This is a genomic window from Lentibacillus jeotgali (assembly GCF_000224785.1).
GTDB lineage: Bacteria > Bacillota > Bacilli > Bacillales > Amphibacillaceae > Lentibacillus > Lentibacillus jeotgali.
Genome location: NZ_AGAV01000007.1, coordinates 109,034 through 131,857 on the forward strand (window position 1 = coordinate 109,034; position 22,824 = coordinate 131,857).

Annotated in this window: 23 protein-coding genes; 18 read left to right on the forward strand and 5 right to left on the reverse strand. The window is 42.0% G+C overall.

Features of this window, described 5'->3' with window-relative positions; genetic code table 11:
* Window positions 1-380: 380 nt before the first annotated feature.
* From allW to ON01_RS06945, 5 genes are all read left to right on the forward strand, one after another.
* Entirely contained in the window at window positions 381-1,844 is a 1,464-nt protein-coding gene (allW, locus tag ON01_RS06925; protein WP_010530293.1) for an allantoin permease, read from the forward strand.
* Window positions 1,845-1,879: 35 nt separating this feature from the next.
* Window positions 1,880-3,238 carry an allantoinase AllB gene (gene allB / locus ON01_RS06930; protein ID WP_010530294.1) on the forward strand — a complete coding sequence of 453 codons (1,359 nt, stop codon included), beginning with the start codon at window positions 1,880-1,882 and terminating at the stop codon, window positions 3,236-3,238.
* Between the two features lie 48 nt (window positions 3,239-3,286).
* The gene (locus ON01_RS06935; RefSeq protein WP_010530295.1) at window positions 3,287-4,618 is read left to right on the forward strand and encodes an allantoinase; all 1,332 of its coding nucleotides are present in this window, start codon (window positions 3,287-3,289) and stop codon (window positions 4,616-4,618) included.
* A 339-nt stretch (window positions 4,619-4,957) separates the two neighbouring features.
* Window positions 4,958-5,338: a RidA family protein gene (locus ON01_RS06940; protein WP_010530296.1), complete on the forward strand. Its 381-nt coding sequence runs from the start codon at window positions 4,958-4,960 to the stop codon at window positions 5,336-5,338.
* Between the two features lie 47 nt (window positions 5,339-5,385).
* Window positions 5,386-6,795, forward strand: a complete 1,410-nt coding sequence (locus ON01_RS06945; RefSeq protein ID WP_010530297.1) for a YfcC family protein — start codon at window positions 5,386-5,388, stop codon at window positions 6,793-6,795.
* Between the two features lie 102 nt (window positions 6,796-6,897).
* Here ON01_RS06945 and ON01_RS06950 read toward each other — a convergent pair whose 3' ends face one another.
* Complete coding sequence (locus tag ON01_RS06950) at window positions 6,898-8,559, reverse strand: PucR family transcriptional regulator (protein WP_010530298.1); 1,662 nt, start codon at window positions 8,557-8,559, stop codon at window positions 6,898-6,900.
* Window positions 8,560-8,827: 268 nt separating this feature from the next.
* Between ON01_RS06950 and ON01_RS06955 the strand changes: the two genes are divergently transcribed.
* The 5 genes from ON01_RS06955 to ON01_RS06975 all read left to right on the forward strand — a co-directional run bounded on the left by ON01_RS06955 (window position 8,828) and on the right by ON01_RS06975 (window position 14,244).
* On the forward strand, window positions 8,828-10,045 hold the full coding sequence (locus ON01_RS06955) for a pyridoxal-phosphate-dependent aminotransferase family protein (RefSeq protein WP_010530299.1): 1,218 nt from the start codon (window positions 8,828-8,830) through the stop codon (window positions 10,043-10,045).
* 133 nt (window positions 10,046-10,178) lie between these two features.
* Window positions 10,179-11,123 carry an oxamate carbamoyltransferase subunit AllH family protein gene (locus ON01_RS06960; protein WP_010530300.1) on the forward strand — a complete coding sequence of 315 codons (945 nt, stop codon included), beginning with the start codon at window positions 10,179-10,181 and terminating at the stop codon, window positions 11,121-11,123.
* Window positions 11,124-11,156: 33 nt separating this feature from the next.
* Complete coding sequence (locus ON01_RS06965) at window positions 11,157-12,488, forward strand: uracil/xanthine transporter (protein WP_010530301.1); 1,332 nt, start codon at window positions 11,157-11,159, stop codon at window positions 12,486-12,488.
* Between the two features lie 338 nt (window positions 12,489-12,826).
* Window positions 12,827-13,147: an ArsR/SmtB family transcription factor gene (locus tag ON01_RS06970; RefSeq protein WP_010530302.1), complete on the forward strand. Its 321-nt coding sequence runs from the start codon at window positions 12,827-12,829 to the stop codon at window positions 13,145-13,147.
* Between the two features lie 176 nt (window positions 13,148-13,323).
* Window positions 13,324-14,244, forward strand: coding sequence for a cation diffusion facilitator family transporter (locus ON01_RS06975; RefSeq protein WP_010530303.1), 921 nt, complete (start codon window positions 13,324-13,326; stop codon window positions 14,242-14,244).
* Between the two features lie 64 nt (window positions 14,245-14,308).
* Here ON01_RS06975 and ON01_RS06980 read toward each other — a convergent pair whose 3' ends face one another.
* Entirely contained in the window at window positions 14,309-15,004 is a 696-nt protein-coding gene (locus ON01_RS06980) for a YetF domain-containing protein (protein ID WP_010530304.1), read from the reverse strand.
* A 21-nt stretch (window positions 15,005-15,025) separates the two neighbouring features.
* Window positions 15,026-15,193: a hypothetical protein gene (locus ON01_RS19485; RefSeq protein WP_010530305.1), complete on the reverse strand. Its 168-nt coding sequence runs from the start codon at window positions 15,191-15,193 to the stop codon at window positions 15,026-15,028.
* A 151-nt stretch (window positions 15,194-15,344) separates the two neighbouring features.
* Between ON01_RS19485 and ON01_RS06985 the strand changes: the two genes are divergently transcribed.
* The 7 genes from ON01_RS06985 to ON01_RS07015 all read left to right on the forward strand — a co-directional run bounded on the left by ON01_RS06985 (window position 15,345) and on the right by ON01_RS07015 (window position 20,761).
* The gene (locus ON01_RS06985) at window positions 15,345-16,208 is read left to right on the forward strand and encodes a DUF421 domain-containing protein (RefSeq protein ID WP_010530306.1); all 864 of its coding nucleotides are present in this window, start codon (window positions 15,345-15,347) and stop codon (window positions 16,206-16,208) included.
* 138 nt (window positions 16,209-16,346) lie between these two features.
* On the forward strand, window positions 16,347-16,559 hold the full coding sequence (locus ON01_RS06990) for a hypothetical protein (protein ID WP_010530307.1): 213 nt from the start codon (window positions 16,347-16,349) through the stop codon (window positions 16,557-16,559).
* 34 nt (window positions 16,560-16,593) lie between these two features.
* Complete coding sequence (locus ON01_RS06995) at window positions 16,594-18,036, forward strand: sodium:solute symporter family protein (RefSeq protein ID WP_010530308.1); 1,443 nt, start codon at window positions 16,594-16,596, stop codon at window positions 18,034-18,036.
* 12 nt (window positions 18,037-18,048) lie between these two features.
* Window positions 18,049-18,639 carry a hypothetical protein gene (locus tag ON01_RS07000; RefSeq protein WP_010530309.1) on the forward strand — a complete coding sequence of 197 codons (591 nt, stop codon included), beginning with the start codon at window positions 18,049-18,051 and terminating at the stop codon, window positions 18,637-18,639.
* Between the two features lie 244 nt (window positions 18,640-18,883).
* Window positions 18,884-19,579, forward strand: coding sequence for a 2-phosphosulfolactate phosphatase (locus tag ON01_RS07005; RefSeq protein WP_010530310.1), 696 nt, complete (start codon window positions 18,884-18,886; stop codon window positions 19,577-19,579).
* On the forward strand, window positions 19,576-20,334 hold the full coding sequence (locus ON01_RS07010) for a phosphosulfolactate synthase (protein WP_010530311.1): 759 nt from the start codon (window positions 19,576-19,578) through the stop codon (window positions 20,332-20,334). The genes ON01_RS07005 and ON01_RS07010 overlap by 4 nt, the downstream gene beginning before the upstream one ends.
* Before the next feature lie 28 nt (window positions 20,335-20,362).
* Window positions 20,363-20,761: a VOC family protein gene (locus tag ON01_RS07015; protein WP_010530312.1), complete on the forward strand. Its 399-nt coding sequence runs from the start codon at window positions 20,363-20,365 to the stop codon at window positions 20,759-20,761.
* Window positions 20,762-20,914: 153 nt separating this feature from the next.
* On the opposite strand, the gene ON01_RS07020 is transcribed toward ON01_RS07015, so the two are convergent.
* Both ON01_RS07020 and ON01_RS18870 read right to left on the reverse strand, forming a co-directional pair.
* Window positions 20,915-21,430: a DUF3231 family protein gene (locus ON01_RS07020; RefSeq protein WP_010530313.1), complete on the reverse strand. Its 516-nt coding sequence runs from the start codon at window positions 21,428-21,430 to the stop codon at window positions 20,915-20,917.
* Between the two features lie 198 nt (window positions 21,431-21,628).
* Complete coding sequence (locus tag ON01_RS18870) at window positions 21,629-21,754, reverse strand: YjcZ family sporulation protein (protein ID WP_083838362.1); 126 nt, start codon at window positions 21,752-21,754, stop codon at window positions 21,629-21,631.
* Between the two features lie 245 nt (window positions 21,755-21,999).
* Between ON01_RS18870 and ON01_RS07025 the strand changes: the two genes are divergently transcribed.
* Window positions 22,000-22,716 carry a class I SAM-dependent methyltransferase gene (locus tag ON01_RS07025; protein WP_010530314.1) on the forward strand — a complete coding sequence of 239 codons (717 nt, stop codon included), beginning with the start codon at window positions 22,000-22,002 and terminating at the stop codon, window positions 22,714-22,716.
* The last annotated feature ends 108 nt before the right edge of the window (window positions 22,717-22,824 follow it).

The window sequence follows — 22,824 nt, forward strand, 5'->3', positions numbered from 1 at the left end:
CACTGTACATGCATTAATCCCCGATCTTTTGACTGAGGTCGGGGATGATTTTATTTAATTTAAACAATAAAATGTACAAAGTGAATAAAAATAAAGGTGGGTGTTATGTAAAAGAACCAACTAATTGTGCATAATTTGTTTAATGAGTATAACGACCTGAGGCCTGAAATGTAGTATAATTGCTTAAGTATTTCGGGAAAGAATCATAAGCGTTATGAAAGTCCTTTATGACTAAGCAAAAAGCAATGAAGGCTTTTTTAATGGTCGTTTATTGAATACGGATTGTTTAAGCTTGTTAATTTGTAAAAAATTGACTCCCGCCTCATACACCAAAAGAACGAACCTAAGGAAATGTTAAATCTTGCAAGGGGGTATAATTTTTGGATCAAATTAAACGAGATCAGCTAAAGGAAGCAGGGTTTAGTGAAGACGTTTTACCAACGAAACCGGCTGATAGAAATTGGAACTTCGGCAATTTTGCAACGGTGTGGATGGGTGCTGTTCATAACATTCCCAACTACATCGCCATAGGCGGGCTGTTTGCGCTCGGCATGTCTGTTGGCCAAGTATTTGCCGCGATTATGTGTGCATCTGTTATTATAGCGGCCATGATGGTGCTTAATGGACATGCAGGGTCTAAATATGGCCTGCCGTTTGCAATGCTTTTGCGTGCTTCATTTGGTCATAAGGGTGCGATGATTCCTGGTGTCATTCGCGGAGTTATCGCCGCCATTATGTGGTTTGGGTTTCAAACCTATGCGGGAAGTCAGGCATTCTCCATCTTAATAGGAAAATTATGGCCATCTTATTTAACATTGGGTGGTGAATGGGACTTTTTCGGCCTGACATTGCCGGCAATGATTTCGTTTTTGTTATTTTGGTTATTTAATGTAGGCTTAATTTTTGGTGGTATGAAAGTGCTTGGCAAATTCACCAATATTCTTTCCCCATTAGTTTATATTGTTTTTGGCGGTATGGCTATTTGGGCTATTAACCTGGCTGGTGGTATTGAACCAATTCTAAATTATTCAGCAGATGGTATTGACGGCAATAAACTCATTGTGTTCTTGGGTGCGGTCGTTGCGGTTCTGGCTGCCTGGTCTGCGCCGATGGTAAATGTGTCCGATTTTACGATGCTTGCACGTAAGCCTAAGGATCAAATGTTAGGACAGACAATCGGCTTGATTGTGACCTATGTGTTATTTGCTGTGGCTAGTATAGCGATTATTGTAGGATCTGAAATTGCATTTGGCACCCCAATTTGGAACGTGCTGGATGTGGTTGCACGTTTTGACGGGACCTTTGCAATCGGCATTTCGGTTCTGACATTATGCCTGACCACATTATCCGTTAATGTGACAGGCAATATCGTACCGGCTGGCTATCAGCTGGCAGCATTATTTCCAAAAAAGCTGAATTTCAAGACTGGCGCTACTGTAGCTGCTGTCATTGGAATTCTTATTATGCCATGGAAGCTGATGGAGAACTCTACAAGTATTTTCACGTTTTTAAATATTGTCAGTGGCTTATTGGGTCCGATTACCGGTGTGATGCTGGCACAATATTTTGTCATCGATAGAACACACATTGACTTAGAGGAATTATATTCATCCGGTGGAAAGTACAGCTATCAAAATGGTTTTAACGTGAATGCGATTGTAACCATTATTGTTGCTGGTGTTCTTGGTTTGATCGGGAATTTCGTGCCATTTTTCGAACCGCTCTATGAAATCTCATGGATTGTGGGTATCGCCTCAGCGTTCATTCTTTATACATTGCTTGAATTTCCGAAAGCATCGAGGCCGCAGCTGGACAGGGCAAAGACTGCTGCGGGACATAAATAAAGATCTGATTTTTGCATGAAAGGAGAACTTCTAACATGGTTTATGATTTAGTAATTAAAGGTGGCGACGTTGTTTTTCACGATGGTGTCCGCAAAGTTGATATTGGCATTAAAGATGAAAAGATTGCCTGCATTGCAACACATATTGAGGATGAAGCCAAAGCGGTAATCCAGGCAAGCGGCCAATACGTGATGCCGGGCATGATTGATACACACGTTCATATCAGTGAACCGGGCCGCACCGAATGGGAAGGATTTGAAACAGGTTCCAAAGCGCTTGCTGCAGGCGGTACGACAAGTTATGTGGAAATGCCTTTAAATGCTTTGCCTGCAACAACGAATAAAGAAGCACTTGATTTGAAACTGGAGGCAGCCAAGTCACAAAACTATGTCGATTATGCGTTTTATGGCGGACTTGTTCCAGATAATCTGGACAAGCTGAATGAATTGACAGATGCAGGTGTTCTTGCTTTTAAATGTTTTACTGCCAACTGCGGCAGTGATATACCGGGTGATTTCACAAATGTGGATGACTATACGCTCTATAAAGGTATGCAAAAGCTGGCTGAGCGGGATCAATTATTATGTATTCATGCGGAAAATGCGGATGTAACAGACAATCTTGCTAAAGAAAAAGTGCGGCAAGGGAAGACAACCGCAATGGATTTTGTTGAGTCCCGGCCAATTTTTACAGAAGTGGAAGCTGTTCAGCGCGCCTTACTATTTGCCAAAGAAACAGGCTGTAAATTGCACCTCGTTCATATCAGCAGTTCGGAAGCAATCCAAGCGATTCTGCAGGCACAGAGAGAAGGTGTGGACGTAACAGTTGAATCATGTGTCCATTATTTTGCCATGACAGCAGAAGATGTTGCAGAAATTGGTCCGAAAGCAAAATGTCAGCCGCCATTGCGAAAAGCTGAAGATCAGGCTAAATTGTGGGATGAACTGATGGATGGCAATATTGATTGGGTAACGTCTGACCATTCCCCGTGTACAGAGGATTTAAAAGAAGGCAATATATTTGATGCCTGGGGTGGTATCAGCGGTGCACAGAACAATGTTGACCTTATGTTTGATCTGGCAGTGAAACAGCATGGCTTGTCGGTCAGCCGGTTCACGGATTTGATTGCAAAAACACCATCAGAGCGTTTCAACCTGCCGAATAAAGGCGAAATCGCTGTTTCCAAAGATGCCGATATCATTTTAGTCGATTCGAATAGCGCATATACCCTGAAACAGGAAGATCTTTATTATAAAAATAAACACAGTGCATATGAAGGCCGAAAAATCAATGCACGCGTCACCAAAACAATCGTTCGCGGAAATGTCGTATATGATCTGGATCAAGGAATTGCAGGCGAACCGATTGGCCGATTGATGTCAGCCAATCAGTAAATCAACCAGTAAGTTTATTTTTAATCAGAGATTTGGGAGGAAATAATTATGGCTATGTACGATGTCATCATAAAAAATGGAACCATTGTAACAGCCGATTCAACATTTCAGGGAGATATCGCCATAAAAGACGGTAAAATGACAAAGGTCGTGACGAATAAGCCACTGGAAAACGATGCAGCTGAAATCATTGATGCAGAAGGCCTGCACGTACTTCCTGGCTTAATCGATCCGCATGTGCATTTTAATGAGCCTGGAAGAACCGAATGGGAAGGACTGGAAACAGGCAGTAAAAGTCTGGCTGCCGGCGGTGCTACGACATTTTTTGATATGCCGCTGAATAGTACGCCTCCAGTTATTGATAAAGAAAATCTGAATGCTAAAAAAGAACTGGCAGCCGAAAAATCGGTTGTAAACGCAAATTTCTGGGGCGGACTTGTTCCAGGAAATGTGGATCAATTAAAAGACATGCATGATCGCGGTGTCATTGGATTCAAAGCCTTTATGCCTCCAAGTGGCATTGAGGACTTTGACAATGCTGATGATGAAACCATTTTTACAGGAATGCAGGAAATAGCTTCGCTGGGTTCCCGTTTAGCCGTCCATGCAGAAAGTCCGGTTATCTGTGAACAACTGGCAAAGGAAAAACAGCGTCAAGGAAAAACATCTGCAAGAGATTTTGCAGAATCAAGACCCATTATTTCAGAAATCGACGCTGTCAAACACCTCATCTCTTATGCAGAAGCTACCGGGTGCAAACTTCATATTGTTCATGCCAGCAGCCGCAAAGTCGTTAAGATTGTAAAAGATGCACAAGAGCGCGGTGTTGATGTAACCGTTGAAACATGCCCGCATTATCTGGCATTAACGGTAAAAGATCTGGAAGAACAGGGCGGCATTGCCAAATGCATGCCACCATTGCGCGATAGCGATGAAGTAGAAGATTTATGGAATGCCGTACTGCAAGGGGAAATTAATGTCATCGGTTCCGATCATTCCCCTGCACCTGCAGATATGAAGCAGGTTACGGATAATTATTTCGAAGGCTGGGGCGGTATTTCCGGCGCTCAATCTACATTGAATATTCTGTTGACGGAAGGGTATTTTAAACGTGGACTCACGCTTCAGCATTTAGTTCAGTTAGCTTCAGCAAATCCGGCAAAACTGTTCGGGTTGACGTCAAAGGGAACGATCGCTGCAGGCTTTGATGCCGATATAACACTGGTTGACTTAAATGAAAACTTTGAATTGAAGAAAGAAGATCTGTTCTATCGTCACCAGCATTCGCCATACGTCGGTAAAACGTATCAGGGAGCTGTTAAAACAACGATCGTGAATGGAGCGATTGTTTTTGACAATGGTGATATAACGGCCGGCTAACGTTTTTCATGTGGTTAACGGACGATTCCGTTAACATCCCAAATCCTTATGACAAGGGTTTGGGATTTTTTATAGGTATCTTCTGATAAATGATTATCGTCTAACTTGTATAATCAATTGTTTAATGATAACAAAATAAAAAAAACGGTTGTACAACTTATACAATTGAAAGCGGTTAATTTGGTTCTATACCAACATTTACTTATGTCAGGTATTCGTTTATGGTAAGGTGAAACGATTTCAATATATAATCCGTTCAGATGGGAAGCTCCATAACAAATCACATATAACATTCAAGAATTATCAGCAACCATAAAATGGAAAAGGAGAAAATTCATGATGACAAGAAAAACCTATGAAGCAAAAAATGCAATTGTATCAGGTCCTTATTCGCACGCGGTTGATGCTGGTGAATTTGTATATTTTTCGGGGCAGACAGCAAAGAACGCTCCAACTGCAGCGGATATGAGCGGCGATATTCAAGCCCAAACGAGGCAATGCTTTGCAAATTTATTTGACGTATTGGAAACGTCCGGCCTTACGAGTGACGATGTCGTCAAAGTAAATGTCTATCTGACAAGCATGAAGCATTTTGCTACCATGAATGAGGTATACGAAACACAATTCAGGGAACCTTACCCGGCCCGAACATGTGTGGCAGTGCTGGAATTACCGCTCGAAGCAGAAGTTGAAATTGAAATGATCGCCAGGAGAACCTAAGTTAAACACGACATACACGGACTGATGATGGCAAAGGGGAGATTGGAATGCAAGGGAACAAAGCGAAAAAAAGAACGTTTCAAATGCCGCATATTTATGTCATATTATTTGTATTGAGTGCGGTTGCCGCCATTTTGACGTACATTATTCCGGCCGGGGAGTATGAGCGTGTTCCTGGACCGGAAGGCAGGACAACCATTGATCCAAATTCGTTTTCGGCCGTGGAGCAGACACCTATTGGTATAGTTGACTTTCTGACGGTTATCCCTCGTGGACTCATTGATGCAGGAGAAGTGGTCTTCTTTACGTTTATCATTGGCGGCATGTTTATGGTGCTGCGTCACACAGGCATCATCGAGATCGCTGTTGATAAGCTAACCCGTAAGTTTTCAAATAAAAGTATTATGCTTATTCCTGTTTTGACAGCAGTTTTTGCAGTTGTTGCCACGGTTATCGGAACTCCGGAATTATCACTGGTTTATATACCGGTGATTATGCCGCTTATGATCGCATTAGGGTATGATTCACTGGTCGCTGCAGCTATTGCACTTTGTGGCACGGTTATTGGATTTGCAGCGGGTGTGTTGAATCCAATTAATACAGGACTGGCACAAAAAATAGCCGGAATCCCGGTTTTTTCAGGAATCGGATTTCGTTTGACGATCTTTATTATTGCTATCGTGACGGCGGTATTGTATATTATGCGCTATGCCAAAAAGGTTCAGCAGGATCCGATGAATAGTTTGGTATATGCGGATGACCAGGAAAAGCGAAACCTTTACCAGCATCAGGATCAAGTAGACGAAAAGCATATGAGCACCAGGCAACAATATGCTGCCGTCACTGCCCTGATCTTCTTCGGGATATTAGTGTATGGGGTGATTGGGCAAGGCTGGTTCATGATTGAAATGGCAGGTTTGTTTATTATCATGGGGACGGTTGTCGGGCTTATTGCCGGATTAACCTTAACGGAAGTTTGTGAAGGCTTTAACCAAGGTTTTCGTGACGTGTTAATGGGTGCTATGATTGTTGGTATTGCCCGGGCAGTTGCTGTAGTGATGGAAGATGGCCAAATTATGGATACGATTGTACATACGCTGGGGGCAGCTGTAAATGAATTGCCGCCAGTTCTGGGCGCTGTGGGGATGTATTTTGTACAGCTCATTATCAATTTCTTTATCCCATCCGGAAGCGGACAAGCCCTCGTAACGATGCCAATTATGGCGCCATTATCTGATATTATCGGTGTAACAAGGCAGACAGCCATACTGGCATTTCAATTAGGGGATGGGTTTGCGCATATTCTCTATCCAACATCCGGTTACTTTATGGCGGCTTTATCAATTGCGGGAGTTGCGTATCAGAAGTGGCTTCGGTTTTTCTTTCCATTATTTGTTATATTGGCATCCATATCCGTGATGTCACTTATTATTGCACAGGTCATTCAATGGAGTTAACGAGAAGGCAATTTGGCAAGGTGTGCGGTTCCTCGAGCTTGTTATACACACAACTGCTGGAATCATTCACAATGGACTTAAACAAACACCCTCATCCCAGTGTTACTGGGGTGAAGGTGTTTGAGCCTCTTCTTCCAGAATAGACCCAATTGTCAGGGCGACGCGTACCCGCAAAGAATCTGCCGGATTGCGGAATGAACAATCCAACAATTCTTCCGCTTTACTTATCCGGTATTTAACGGTATTGCGGTGGATATATAACTTGCGGGCTGTATCTGATATTTCACATTGACAGTCTAAATAGATTTCAATTGTTTTGACTAGTTCCTGATCTTCTTTTGTTTTTGGATAAGCAAGTGATTTTAAGGCATTTTCGTAAAGTGCTTTGATATCTTTACGAGGAAGTGTGTTTAGTAATTCTTTGATTTCTCTCGTTTTATAAAAATTGATGAACCCTGTCATATTATCATCGTATCCATTGTCAATCGCTTCTGCGGCTTCCTGGTATGCGTTTGGAATTTCGGTAACAGACTCTACGGGGTTACTGATACCAAATGAAACGGAATATTCTCCTTGCACATGATTCTGAGCTTGTTTCGTAAATTCCGTAACCATCCTGATTTCTGCTTCGGTGTACTGGTTAAATTGCAAAATCATCACAAAAAATTTTTCCTTAGTGAACAGGGTGGCTTGCATATTGCCATTAATAATTTCATCTTCCAGTTGATCATAGATGCTGTTATGCAACTCGCCAATCTTTTTCTCGTAGAGCTGCAATGTTTCATAGTTGTCCCCTTCTGAATCGACGCTGCATAAGACACAAATGCTTTCCTTGTCCGGAAGCAGCCCATAAAATGCCGTCCGGCTCATGATCTCTTCTTCAGCTTGTACTCGTTTTTCAATTAAATCCGCAAAAAAGTTGTTTTTTAAGAGTCTTGAATTTTCTTCAATCGCCTGTTCCTTAATTAGCGTAGAAGAGATAACGTTTCCTGCTTGTTCAACAGCCATTTGTGATGATGGATATGGCAATGTCTGAAAATTGATGATAACCAGCATGCTGGGCTGTTGTCGTTTCGTTTTGACAGGGAAAGTGGTGACGGTCTGCTGTTTTAAAGACGGTATGTTAAATGTTGTTCCATCCTGGTATGGTGCTGTTTCTTCTCTAATGGCAGCAACGATTTCTGTTTCAGCTAGTTTCATAGAATCCATACGAAAATCATGGCTTCGGGCAATCATTTCTCCCCGATGATTTAATAATAGGACAGGGCGGACAAGAAAGTGGCCCAAGTGCTCCACTAATGAATTAAGATTGTAGCCTTTTACCATCATATCTGAGAATTCTTGTTGTACATGCAGTGCATAATATAATTGTTCTGCTTCATGATCATTAAGATAATTCAGGATGTGACGGGATAAGTCCCCAAGTGTGCGGTTCGTTGGCAAATCAATAATCGGAAATGCCAGATCGTCTGCAAGCAGCTTTGCTTCTTCCGGGATTTTATAGAAAAAACGATTGACTTTAATGATGATCCCTGAGCAGTTTAAATCATGCATCTCCCGAATCAGTTCACAGAATTGATTCGTATCATTGTAAAAACCATAACCGGTTGTCAGCAGCAGATGGTTTTTGTATAGAAATTGTATGACATCGGGCGTGTCGGAAATATTAACAGATTCAACGTTCCTTGTCAGGCCACGGTGTCCTGCTAATACAACGCACTCCTTCATGCCATCAAGTATGAATAGATCGTTAAGTGTTTTCATGCAACACCACTCTCTTATAAAGAATTAATAAGAAACCTTTCAAGTGTATTATACGTCAAAAATAGACAAAAATCAAAATGTTATTTAGCTAATTTAAACAATGACTTTTGATGTTATTTTTTTTAAAATAAAATGGTTAAAATAATACTGAATTTGAGATAAAGTCTATACGCATCTTTCTGTTAGAGGCAGTAATGGCTATTGATCATAGTTGTTCCAACTGTTCATAGATGGATGATTTGAATCGTTTCAAGGAGGTAATTGGCATATGTCTTATACTGATTTATCGACACCAATACGTACGATTATGACACCGGGGCCGGTTGAGGCTGATCCAAGGGTGCTTCGAGCGCTGTCAACGCCGATCATTGGGCAATTTGACACGGAATTTTTAAGAATTATGAATGAAACAATGGCGTTATTGCGGTATAGTTTTCAAACGAATAACCGCTGGGCTTTTCCGGTGGACGGAACCTCCCGGGCTGGAATTGAAGCTGTTTTGTGCAGTATCATTGAACCTGGGGATAAAATATTAATCCCGATTTTCGGTCGGTTCGGATACCTGCTTACAGAAATCGCCAGCCGCTGTGGTGCTGACATCTATACGATGGGAAAAGAATGGGGCGAGGTATTCGATCCGGAAGAAGTAAAAGCCGAGATGAAGAAAGTGAATCCTAAGGTTGTAGCAATGGTACACGGGGAAACATCAACAGGCAAAATGCAGCCATTAAAAGAGATTGGCCAATTCTGCCGTGAACAGGATGCACTGTTTGTAGTGGATGCTGTGGCAACCCTTGGGGGCGTTGAATTTAAAACCGATGAATGGTGCATTGACGCTGCGATTGCCGGCACGCAAAAATGTCTTGCTGTTCCATCAGGCATGGCACCACTCACATACAATGATCGTGTTGAGAAACTTATTATGGAACGAAAAGATATTGAGCGGGGCTTAGCTGATGATTCGGACAATGAACGAAGAATTCAAAGTAACTATTTTGATTTGAGTCAAATTCAGGATTATTGGTCACCGGATCGTCTAAATCATCATACAGAAGCTACTTCGATGCTCTATGCGCTGCGTGAAGGTTTACGGCTCATTCAAGAAGAAGGGATTGAACAGCGGTTAGAGCGCCATCAATTACATGGCGAGGCCCTGGTAGCAGGCCTTGAAGCTATGGGACTTGAGCTGTTTGGTGATGGTGAGAACAAAATGCCGGTTGTAACCGTGATTAAAGTTCCAGAAGGTATCGATGAGGCACAGGTTCGCCAAACATTGATCAATGAATTTGGCATTGAAATAGCCGGTGCGTTTGGGCCGCTGAAAGGCAATGTGTGGCGTATCGGTTCGATGGGATACAGCTGCCGCAAAAATAATATTTTACAGGTGCTGGGGGCACTGGAAGCCACATTACTTTATCATGGTGCTGATATAAACTGTGGAGCTGCAGTACAGGCAGCCTTAGCATTTTACGCTGAAAACAAGTAAACTGCAGTATTTGAATCCAAGCGAAGACGAATTTATGTTGCGATGACAATGAAAGCACCACTGCATATGTAAGTGGTGCTTTCATTCGGATTCCATGTCAGCAGAAATTATTTGCTGGCCAGGAGTGAGCTAATTGGGGTATACACCTAACCAAAATTTTCATACAAGACAGGTCAATGCCGCTTCTGTGAGTGATTGTGTTGATCAAATTCTGCAGCGGCAGCGGAGCGGAATGGTTCATAGTGTTTTTGATTCGAGCTTTAATTTAGTGTTTGGTAAACGTCTGATTCATATTGGTGTCTACACGAATGGGGTGGCGCCGTTTGGAATTGGATTGGATCGCCAGGCGTCCCGGCACCTGAGGCGCTCGATTCAACAAGCGGAGAGGGTTGTCTGGAATACTGAGGCACAAGCTTTTATGTTTGCCAGTGGTGCATCCTTAACGTTGGGGCATGCAACCAGGACAAACCATTTACTGCAGCCAAAGCCTTTTGATGAACAGGTTTTGACGGACAATTTGCGTTTTGCAGTGGGCAAAATGCTGGAAGAGAACTGGCAAACCGGGTTGACACAGACAGAAGAAGAGCATCAGTTGTTCATGCGTTATATCCAGACCTCACTTTCTTCCAGACAGCTTTCGTTTATTGGCAAACTAAATGATCTGAGAAGGTTAGCGAACGGGTCAAAAACAATCGTGCCTGATGATGTTCTGGATTATTGGATTGGCCGTGGACTTGGATTAACACCAAGTGGTGACGATATTGTGACGGGCATGTGCGCCATGTTATCCGTTTTAGGTCTGTCCTCAACACTTCAGGAACGATTACATGACTATGTGTTTCAAAAGGGAATGGAGCGGACAACCCCTGTAGGATATGAATATTTATGGTATGCCGCGCTTCAGCAATACCACACCCATGTGCTAGATATGTGCAATGCTATGCTGGAATCTGATGATGAGCGCTTAGTGGCTGCATTACAGACGATGAAAACGATTGGTCACACATCCGGTGCAGATACGGTGTCAGGTATTTTACTGGGGATAAAGAGCCGGCAACTGATGGAGAGTTATGATTGAACAGTTTTATAGATGGAGAAGGAGAAGAGTAAAATGAACGAATTCTGGAAGTCAAGCAGTTGGTTATCCGGCTTGCAATGGCTTTTTTTCATTTTCACGAACACAGTTGTTATTCCGATCACAGTCGGAGCGGCATTTGGATTGTCGCAGGGGAGTATAGCAAGCATCCTGCAGCTGTCATTTATTGTGACGGGGATTGCATGTATGGTGCAGGCACTTATTGGACATCAGCGAGCGATTATGGAAGGCCAATCCGGTTTGTGGTGGGGCGTCATATTGACACTTTCCAGCATTGCCGTCGCCCAGGATATGCCTTTAGCGGTACTGGGTGGCAGCCTTGCCATTGGGGTCATACTGTCCGGCTTATTGACCATTACCATTGGATTAACTGGTTTGGGGCCGATTCTTGCCAAGCTGTTTAATCCGGCTGTGATGGGCGTATTTATGTTTTTATTTGGTGTTAAACTGATCGGCATATTTTTAAAGGGAATGCTTGGGATACCTTTTGGAAATGATGCGGATTCCGCAACGATTGATTTATCCGTATCGCTGTTGTCGATTATTATAGCAATTATTGTCATTGTCATCAGCATTAAAGCTCCACCCAATATTCGCCGTTATGCACTATTGATTGGTATTGTGATTGGCTGGATTGCCTATAATTTAACGTTTGGAGGACAAGCAACCGTTGAACAGACAGCGTCGTCCGGATTCGCATTCTTCCCGCTGGGTGAACCAGTATGGAATACCGGGGTTATCATAACGGCAATACTTGCTGGTCTGCTTAATACAGCGAATACATTTGGAGCATTAAAAGGAACAGATAATATGTATCAAAAGGAAACGACAAATGGTCAGTATCGTGCATCGTTTACGATCACGGGAATCTTTACAAGCCTTGCCGGTGTGCTTGGTCTTGTTCCATATGCGCCATATGTCTCTTCCATTGGCTTTTTGAATCAGACAGGCATTATTAAACGTGTTCCATTCATTATAGGTGGATTGATGTTTTTTGTAATGGGTATAATTCCGCCAATTGGACACTTTTTCTCCTTATTGCCATTAAGTATCGGCAGTGCTGTTTTATTCGTATCTTATTTGCAATTACTTAACTCATCCTGGAACTTTTTTCAGGAAGTGGAATTTACTTCCCTTAATGTATATCGGTCGGCAATTCCGTTGTTTGTCGGCATTATTATCATGACACTGCCGCCATCTTATTTTGAAACAATTCCCGGTACTGTCCGCCCGCTTCTCAGCAGCGGATTGTTAGTAGGCATTATACTTGCCCTCCTGCTGGAAAACATATTTAAGTGGGACCGGGACAGTAGACAGATCAGCGATTCTGAAGACATACAACATTAGATTTAACCTACTCCACAGGTTTATTTGTTGGAAATCATCCCATTTCTGTTTGAAATTGTTATGCCTGCTTTCAAACGCTTTATATCAATCATAGTTATCGCACTGAGCGACGCATTCCTAACATATGGAATGCGTCTTTTAATCAGTTTTACGGATACAAGACGGGAGGATTAACCGTTTCTAAACCTATCGTAACATTGTATATGTTTCACCTTGTGAATTTGACAAATCAGATAATCATTTTTATAATATGAACATATGCTAATATAAGCACATAACAGATGTGTGTTACAAATTGAAGAACACGGGAATTTAATATTAAAGGTGAGGGAATTCTAATGGATGAAAACCAGGGAACCAATTCATATGAAGACCTGGATGAAGAAACATTGTTTGTTGTATCACAGACATTTAAAGCACTGGGAGATCCAACAAGAATCCGAATTCTCCATCTGCTTTTCCAGCATGAATATTCGGTTAATCAGATTGCCGAGAATCTGCATCTCAGACAATCAACCGTATCACATCAATTACGGTTTCTGAAAAATTTGCGGCTCGTTAAAAACCGCAGGGAAGGAACAACATTGTATTACTCACATGACGATGAACATGTGATGAACTTGTTGAAACAAACAATCGATCACGCTCATCACAGTTAGCAATTTTATTTAGCAGGGATATCTAGGGGTGTTGTGCCGGTTAACGTGCGGGTCGCGCGAAAATCATTTGTCGTTGCGCGAAATCGAGGCCCTGTTGCGCGAATTTAGGTCCGTGCCGCGCGAAACCGGAGTACCGTCGCGCGATTTCTGGACCAGTTCGATGGGGAGGTATTCACATGGGACACGATCACAGTCATGATCATACACACGGTGCCAACAAAAAGGCGTTAATGATCAGTTTTATCATTATTACAATATACATGGTTATTGAAGCAGTCGGCGGCTTCTTGACCAATAGCCTAGCTTTACTGTCAGATGCGGGGCATATGTTAAGCGATTCAATATCACTTGGTGTTGGCTTTTTGGCTTTCATATTTAGTGAAAAAGTGGCCAATTATCGAAATACGTATGGCTATAAACGATTTGAAATATTGGCGGCTGTATTTAATGGGGTCACGCTCATTTTAATCTCACTATACATTTTCTATGAAGCTTATCAGCGTTTTGCGGCGCCGCCTGAAGTTGCATCGACCGGCATGTTAACGATCGCCATCATTGGTTTAATTGTGAATATCGCCGTTACATGGATTTTAATGCGTGGTGATACAGAGGAAAATCTGAATCTGAGAGCAGCTTTTCTACATGTATTAGGTGACTTGCTGGGTTCTATTGGTGCCATTACAGCAGCCTTGCTCATTATGTTTTTCGATTGGGGCTGGGCTGATCCGCTGGCAAGTGTCATTGTTGCGATACTTGTATTGGTCAGCGGCTGGCGCGTCACCAAAGACGCCGTTCACGTACTGATGGAAGGTACTCCTAAAAATGTCGACATGGATGAGATTATCCATACAATCGAGAATATCCCGGAGATAATCAATTTACACGATCTGCATGTATGGAGTATTACAAGCGGACAAAATGCGCTTTCCTGCCATGCGGTAGTTGACGGGGGGTTATCGATACATGAAAGCCAACAACTGCTGCGGACGATTGAGCAGGAGTTGGAGCAAAAAGGTATCGGCCATGTCACCGTTCAGATGGAAAGTGAAGAACACCCGCATGAAGACTCATTGCTGTGTAACCATGAATCTGAATGACAAGGCAATACAAAAACGTGCATTGATATCAGTCGATGCACGTTTTTGTATTTGATCTGAAGTACTATTGTACGATATCATCTTTTTTATCAATATAAAGCGTTCCATCCGGCTGGATCTGTGCATAAAAGACCTGTGAAAATGTTTTAATACCGGCTTGATCCATTTGCTGCTCGAGCCAGTTCATGTCCAGGTTTAATGCAGAAAGATTCCTTGTGTTAACTTTTCCATCAGCTATTATTTCCGTTCCAATGGGATGTATATTAGGTGTTCCTGCCAGATTCATGTCACCTTTTGTAACGGATTGTTTGGTTTCTTTTTTCATGACAGAAAGTTTTCCGCTTGTCTCAAATATGGCATAGTCAACGTCAGATATCGCAAATACATTCTTTTGTCTTAGTAATGCGTTCAAAGAATCGATATCCAGTCGGGCACTTCGCAGAGAATCATCCATAATCTTTCCATTTTTAATGACAATTAATGGATCCCCAGTTGTCAGTTTTCGTGCTTTTTTTGATTTTATGTCAATAAATCCCATTAACAGTGTAAATATGGCCCATCCCACGATTGCCAGAATACCATTGCGAATACTTATATCCTGACTAAGAGCAAAATTTGCTGAGAGCGAGCCAATCGCAATTGCAGAAACAAAATTAAAGAATGTCATTTGACTGATTTCTTTTCTGCCCATAATTCTTGCTAATAAAAAAAGCAGAAAAAAAGAGATGAGAATTCGGAGCAGTACTTCAGAAGTTTCCATTGATTGTACCTACTTTCTTAATCATTTCTCGCTTGGATCATACTCATCATATGTCATTCTGGTCACCCTGGTGGATTCGCCGTTTTCAATGTCTTCTTCGGTTGCCGGTTCACCAAAAGAATCATCCGGATCAATGCCTGGTGCTGTTACATGGCGGTCTGTTGTTTCCTTTCGTTTCTTTTTATCCATTAGGTTATCCCTCCATTTCTAATCATTATGTTTTCTTTTATTGCAGATTTTATCCCGGGAGATTGATAATCACTCTTCCTGCAGTATCTTTCTTCCTAACTTAACCACAATAAAAAAAGATATAAATGATTCTTTTGAATGGAGGATATATATGCCGGAATATATGGTCATTGCTGTCCGGACCTTATTTTCTTTCTTTTTCATCCTGTTGATGGCGAGGATTTTGGGAAAGAAACAACTTGCCCAGCTGACTTTTTTCGATTATATTACAGGCATTACGATTGGAAATATGGCGGCCGCAATGGCTATTGACACGACATTACAGCCAATTGATGCTGTGATAGGGGTAACAATATTTACCATCATGACAATCCTTATTGCAAAAGGGGCGATGCGTTCCCTGAAATTCAGGAAATTGGTTGAGGGAAGCCCGCTTATGTTGATGAGAAATGGCAATGTCCTGGAAAAGAATTTATCGAAAGCGAATTTAACGTTTGATGATCTGATGATGGGATTAAGAGAAAAAAATGTTTTTAAATTATCCGATGTTGAGACGGCTGTCCTGGAGACTAGTGGCACAATAAGTGTGATGAAGAAGACAGAATATAACCCGCTGACACCGAAAGATATTAATCTGTCGGTGGAATCGGAGCATGAGCCATCACTCATTATTGTTGACGGCGTATTATTATCAAAGCGTTTAAAATACCTTGGTTATTCTGAGGAATGGCTCCTCGGTGAAGTCATGAAGCAAGGGGGTAGTGGTTTTAAAGATGTTTTTTTGGGACAAATTGATACAAAAGGCAATGTTTATGCTGATTTGTATGATGAAACAAAGAAGACACAGCAAGTCAAACAAAAACCACAACTTGCGTCACAGCTGCGTAAGATACAGGCTGAGTTGGAGAGTTTGGCGATTCAAACGGACGATAAAACTGCAAAGCAAATGTATTACAATCAATCTATTGAACTCCAGAATCTAATTGACACCATTAATCCTTTCCTTAAAGAGTGATAAAAGCACTTTTGTCCTGCAAGTGCTTTTTTCTGTTTATGACTTGTCGGTTAATTGCAAATTATTTAAATTCGATATTACTCATGATTTTTATTTAAATTTCATATAATCCAAAAATGGGTACAGGGGGGGATTTCATTGACATCACGATCCAAATTCCGGGACCCGGGATTCATTTTGACGATTGTCCTGATTGTTTATGCAGCGATTGTCTTCATCTGGTGGCCGACAGACATTTATATGCTCGAGATTTCACTGGTTGCCTGGCTAATGTTTGCTGGATTGTTTTTTTGGTTTCTGCTGGCAATTATTTATAGTGTGTGGATTGAAAAGATAGAGAGCAGGCGATGAATGAATTTGTTTTAAGGGGGAGGGGATGTAAGGCATGCAGGTAACTGAGTCGATTATTTTGCTGATCTATCTAATCGCTATGACACTTATGGGGATTTATTTTTATAGACGCGCAAGGCGTTCGGAAAACGATTATTTTACAGCAGGACAGAGTATTAATACGTTTATCGGAGCGTTTGCGATTTTTGCAGCAGTGGCAAGTTCCAGTTCCCTGATGGGGGCAGTCGGGTCAGGGGTCGCGTTGGGAGTACCGTACTTTTTCACATATGCGTTTGGTGTTATCGCAATTCTTCCGTTTTCGATGTTTCTGGTGTCCGGTCAAATTCGCAGAGCTGGTGTGAAAACGCTTCCTGAATTTTTTAATCAGCGTTTCGGTAAACCTGTACAAATCGTTTCAGCTGCTGTCGTCGTGATTGGCATGACGTTTTACATGGTACCGCAGCTGACGGCTTCAGGTTTGATTGGTTCCCACGTATTGGGCATTGATTATAAGACCGCTGTTGTCGTTTTAGGATTAGGCTTTACCCTCTATGCTGCGCTTGGTGGTATGTGGGCCATCACCTATACAGACCTTATTCAGGGCTCAAGCATGCTTATCGGAATTGTCATTTTGGCTTTATTTATCATGGTTGATCACAATGGTGTTGTGTCACTGATCAACGATGCTATGGCGGTTGATCCGGCGTTTGGTGACATTACACAGCCATGGATGTCTTATTTTGGGTTGTTCATTGCATTTTTGTGGTTTGGTATCATTTCACCCTCGGTTGTCATGCGTAATTTTGCATCGCGTGATGCGAGAACGGCCCGGCATTCTGCCATGTGGGCTTGTTTGCTTTATTTAACATTATTTATTGCCGGATTTTTTGTTACGGCGGCTGGAGCAAGTATGGGCATTGTTGAGTCACTGGATAATACGGATATGATTTTCGTGTCGGTAATTGAGCAGTACCTTCCTGCGATTCTTGGCGGTATCATGCTTGCCGGACTGATGGCAGCGATTATGTCGTCTGCTGATGCTATGCTCTTGGCAATCTCAGCCGGCATCGCGCACGATATTTACAAGGAACATATTAATCCAAAAGCCAGTGAACGGTTCGTAACTGGGCTGGGTCTTATTGTCATGATCGCCGCAAGTATAGTTGGTATTCTGATTGCGATTGATCCGCCGGGACTGATTGCTGTCATGGTCGGCTGGGTCGGCGGGTTCCTGCTGTCGGCTTTCGGATTCCCGATTGTTCTTGGTATATGGTGGAAGCGTGCCAATATGCTTGGTGCTTTAACTGGTATGCTTGGCGGCTCGATCGTATTTCTTATCCTGATAATCGGACGATGGCTCCCGACCAATGCTGAACCGATTATTGCTGCACCGATATCATTATTGCTGATGATCGTCGTCAGTTTGATGACTGAGCCGCCATCACAGGAGACTCAGGCGAAGGTGGATTATTATCATACACATTTGGAAAATAGATAGGATGATGCAGGCGTGCAAACGAATGAAGGAACCATCAAAGTCATTGGAGATGACGTTATAGTTTCGGAAAATGCATTATATAAGTATATCTATAAAGCTGCCGGTATGAAGGCCAGGGTTAACAGCTCAATAAATGAACATTACCTGCGCCAGAATGCAAAAACGTGTGAGTTAATCTATCATCCATTCTGGCTTGCCAAAACATTGGTTGTTGCGGATCGTCCGCCATTTCCACCGCGAATCCAGCCAAATATAATCTTTGTTGATGCTGTATCAGGATATCGGGGTGTATTTTCCAAAGTCCCGCCGATTCATGACCAGGAAATCGGCCATAGTTCTCTTATAGAATCTAATATAGCTGACAAGGAAGATGCTGAACGGTATGTGATAAATGTCCAGGAAAAGCAGATGAACCCCTCCTATATTTTGAAAAAGCCGAGACATGAGATCAGGGAACTTTTCCTGGTGTATCTGCCGCTGTGGAAGGTCGCGATCCTTAGCGGGCTGGTCAATGAGACGTTTTTTATCAATGGCAATACAGGCGAATCGGAGAAATTCATGTCTGAACGCTGGCAGAGCATGAAGGACTTCCTGCAGCACTGATGGCATAAGCTGAAATGTAATGATCTAAAAAGTGTACCAATCAAGCGTTGGTATGCTTTTTAAGCTACTTTTCAATGGGCTCGGCGATTGTTAAAGCGAACCGGTCCAACTTTGGAAATTTCTAAAAAGACAGTAACAGATACTGCTCAGGCGAATATACTTTTTGTAAGTTGTGGGCCCAGTTAACTGATGTGGCATTGTGAAGCCTGTCAATATAACACCATTAAGATAAGGAGAATAAGTCATGCAAATTGCTATCCATCAAGGTAGAACATCCCCGCAGGCGGCTGCAGATATTACGATTGTAATTGATGTTATTCGGGCATTTACCGTCGCGCACTATGCTTTTCTGCAAGGCGCAAGACGCGTTTTCCTTGTAAAGACAGCCAATCAGGCATTTTCGATAAAGAAAGAAAATCCGGAATATCTTTTGGCAGGGGAGACAGATGGTTTAGCGGTTAAAGGGTTCGATTTCGGCAATTCGCCATACCATCTCCAGCAATACAATCTCAGTGGAAAAACACTTGTCCAAAAAACGACGAACGGGGTGCAGGCAGCCTTAAACAGCTTGTCATCCGATCATGTATTTGTTACAGGTTTTACGAATGCGAGACGGACAGCGGAATTTATTAGAGAGAGAATGCCGTATAAAAGAAAAAAAACTGTCCGTATCATTGCTTCCCACCCAAGCGGGGACGATGATCTGGCTTGTGCGGCCTATATAAAAAGTATACTGGAAAACGACAATTCTATTTCAGCTCAGGAGGTAAAAGAAAGAATCAAGCATTCACATGCGGCTGAAAAATTTTTTGAGGACGAGGCCAACACAGCTTTTATCCATGAAGATATTGTTCATTGTATCAGGGAACTGGATACTGACTTTGTCATGAAGGTAAATAAGAATACAGAAATACCAATGATTGAGAGGGTTCATGTATGACGGAGACAGAATTGATTCTGCCTGCAAGGGAGCTGAAACCGAGAGAAAAAGGATTAACGATTTTAATTGACAATGGATCGCCCTTAAATTTGTTTATCGATACAATTCAAAGTGCAAGCGATTATATTGACTTTGTGAAGTTCGGCTGGGGCACATCACTTATAACAAGTCATATAAGGCAAAAAATCGCTTGTTTGCGGGATCAGGGAATTGAATTTTTCTTCGGTGGTACATTGTTCGAAAAGTTTCTCAGCCGGGATCGGGTAGAAGAATATTACGACTACTGCAGAAGATTTCATTGTAACTATGTTGAAATATCGAATGGAACAATGCCTATTTCGAATAAGGAAAAGGGTTACTTTGTCAAGATGTTCTCGCGTGAATTTACCGTGTTTAGTGAAGTTGGAAACAAAGATACTGTCATGTCTAATGCGCAGAACTCTTCTGAATGGGTTGAAAATATTCAGGAGGATTTAGAAGCAGGGGCAGCGAAGGTTATAACCGAGGCGAGGGAAAGTGGTACGAGTGGAATGTGTCGGGAAAATGGCGGTATTCGATTAGATATTTTCGACCAAATTGTCGATTCCGGTATTCCTTTTGAAAAGCTTATATTTGAAGCGCCGACTAAAAAAATGCAAACATTTTTCATTCAGCATGTCGGCTCGGACGTTAACCTTGCCAATATCGCTTTAGCAGACGTCATTTCAGTGGAAACGCTGCGTTTAGGATTGCGTTCAGATACATTTAATCTGTAATGGTTGATTAACTTCGAGGAGGAATAACATGCGTAAAACAAGTAAAGTGTTTCATTTAGCAATACCTTGTAAAGATTTGGATGAGACGGTGGCATTTTATAAAAAATTAGGCTGCAAACTTGCCAGACGATATAATGACCGTGTAACGTTTGATTTCTTTGGTGACCAGGTGGTATGTCATTTGAGTCCTGATGATGTCGATGAGCAGCCGAAAATGTACCCGCGTCACTTTGGCATCACGTTTCTGGATAAAGAGGAGTATGTTCAGACACTGGAATTTGCAACCAGCCAGAAGCTTCCATTTTTTAAAGAGCCGATGGTCCGTTTTGAAGGAAAACGGGAGGAACATATGACATTTTTCCTGATCGATCCTGCCAATAATTTGCTGGAATTTAAGTATTACCATGATATCAATATGGTTTATTAGCTATAAGGCGTGACGAACAGTTTTATAGAGATAGGAAAGAGAACAGCTTCGAATTGATTGCTGTTCTCTCTTTAGTGACAAGAAGATAGACGTCACATGCTGTATTTGTGTCCTTCCAGACTGGAGCTGTGACAATTTAAGCCGATTCGTAAATTAATCATCGTTAACTTTACTGTGATGCAGAGGAGGCGGTACTAACCAGCCTTTTTCTTTTGTAATGTTTAATAGTTTGCTTTCATACTCCGATTTTTGCGTATGGAATTCATTAAATAATTCGGCAATGTCTCCCCGGATGGAAATACCGATGACATAGCTGCACAAAAGCCGCCCGGACGTTAATTCGTTTTTTACCAGACCAGCAATTTCCGCATCATTAAAACGGGCTCCGGCGGGAATATCCTGTACTTCGACATTAGGCCTGTCCGGCGGGGCAGGTGGAAGCCGAATACCTGTCTCTTTTAAAATCGCCTCAACCTGCTGCTCCTCTTGTGTAAAACTGTTTTCTGTAAGATCTTCCAAAAAGGTTTGTAAATCATGATCACCTGTATGATTCGTTAAAACCTGCAGGGTTACTAAAGTCGCTTTTGTACTGTATAAATATGACCATAGATGGAACACCTCTCCTGAATGGAATGGCTCCTCTTGCGGTTTTCCTTCGAACATTCCCATTAAAATGACACTCCTTCATTTTTTCTGGGTTTAGTTTCCCTAAAACGAATGGAATTATGTTTAAGTATATGTTGTATTAATACTGTCCATCATTCCAGTAATAGTAAAAGGCTTATGGAGTTGTTCCATAAGCCTTCTGTTTCCTCAAGTTATTTCAAATGGAAAAAACAAGCCTTGCGATTAAAAGACTTCTTAAGCTTAATAGCCGCCGAAGCCTCCACCAAAGCCTCCACCAGCGTAGGCAGTACCAACGATGATGAGGAGAATGAACAATACGACAATCAGGGCGAATCCACCGCCGCCTCCTGCATATCCTGCACTCATTAAAAAGCACCTCCTTAGCGTGGATAATTCTATACTATGCTCGAATGAACAGATAGTGTGGACAGCAAACTACCTATGTCTTAAATAGCACAAAATATCATCTCATGTACCATTGAGTGTAGGGGAAACGATGCATATCCTCTAGCAGTTGTGTTAATTTCTTCCTGTTACTATTGGCTAATGAAGGTACCTATTCGTGTTTCACATCATAAAATAATGTAGCAGTCAGAAAAGGCGGAATAGAAATGGAAAATAACAGCTATATCGACGCATTGGCATTAATGGGAGTCGGAGGTGCGCATCCTGGTGGTCTTCAGTTGACGAAAAATATACTATCAAGGGAAAACATAGATGAAGAAATGTCTGTTCTCGATGCCGGCTGCGGTACAGGGCAAACAGCTGCATATATCGCCGAACAATTCCAGTGTCATGTGACTGCCCTTGATAACAGTAACATAATGCTTGATAAGGCCCGGAGAAGGTTCTCAGACGGAGATCTTCCGGTTAAAATCAGACAGGGGAATATCGAAAACTTGCCTTTTCCCGATGATTCATTTGAAACAGCTCTGTCCGAATCAGTCATCGCTTTTACCGACATCCGTCAGTCAATTTCGGAATTGAACAGAATACTGAAACCGGATGGGGTTCTTTATGCGGTTGAAATGGTAATGGAAAAAAAGCTGCCGGAATACGACATGAAACCCATAATTGATTTCTATGGCGTTACCCGATTATTGTCAGAAAGCGAATGGCGTGATTTGTTTCAGGAAGTGGGTTTCCAGCAGATAATTTCAAATAGTTTCAAACAACAGGTTGAAAACGTGGACTTGAACGATGGACCGGATTTTTCTCTGTCTGAAAATATGAGTGATGAAACGATGGATATTCTCTTGGAACATGACCGTCTCACAAAGTTATATGAGGATAGACTTGGATTTCGAATTTTTAGATGCTCGGTTTAATAATTAGGGGATCTTATTTGCTTTAGCTTAAAGGTTGTTAAGGGTAATGACGGACAATGTACTAAATAACTACAATCAAGAGTCCAGATAAAAGCCGGTTATCCAATT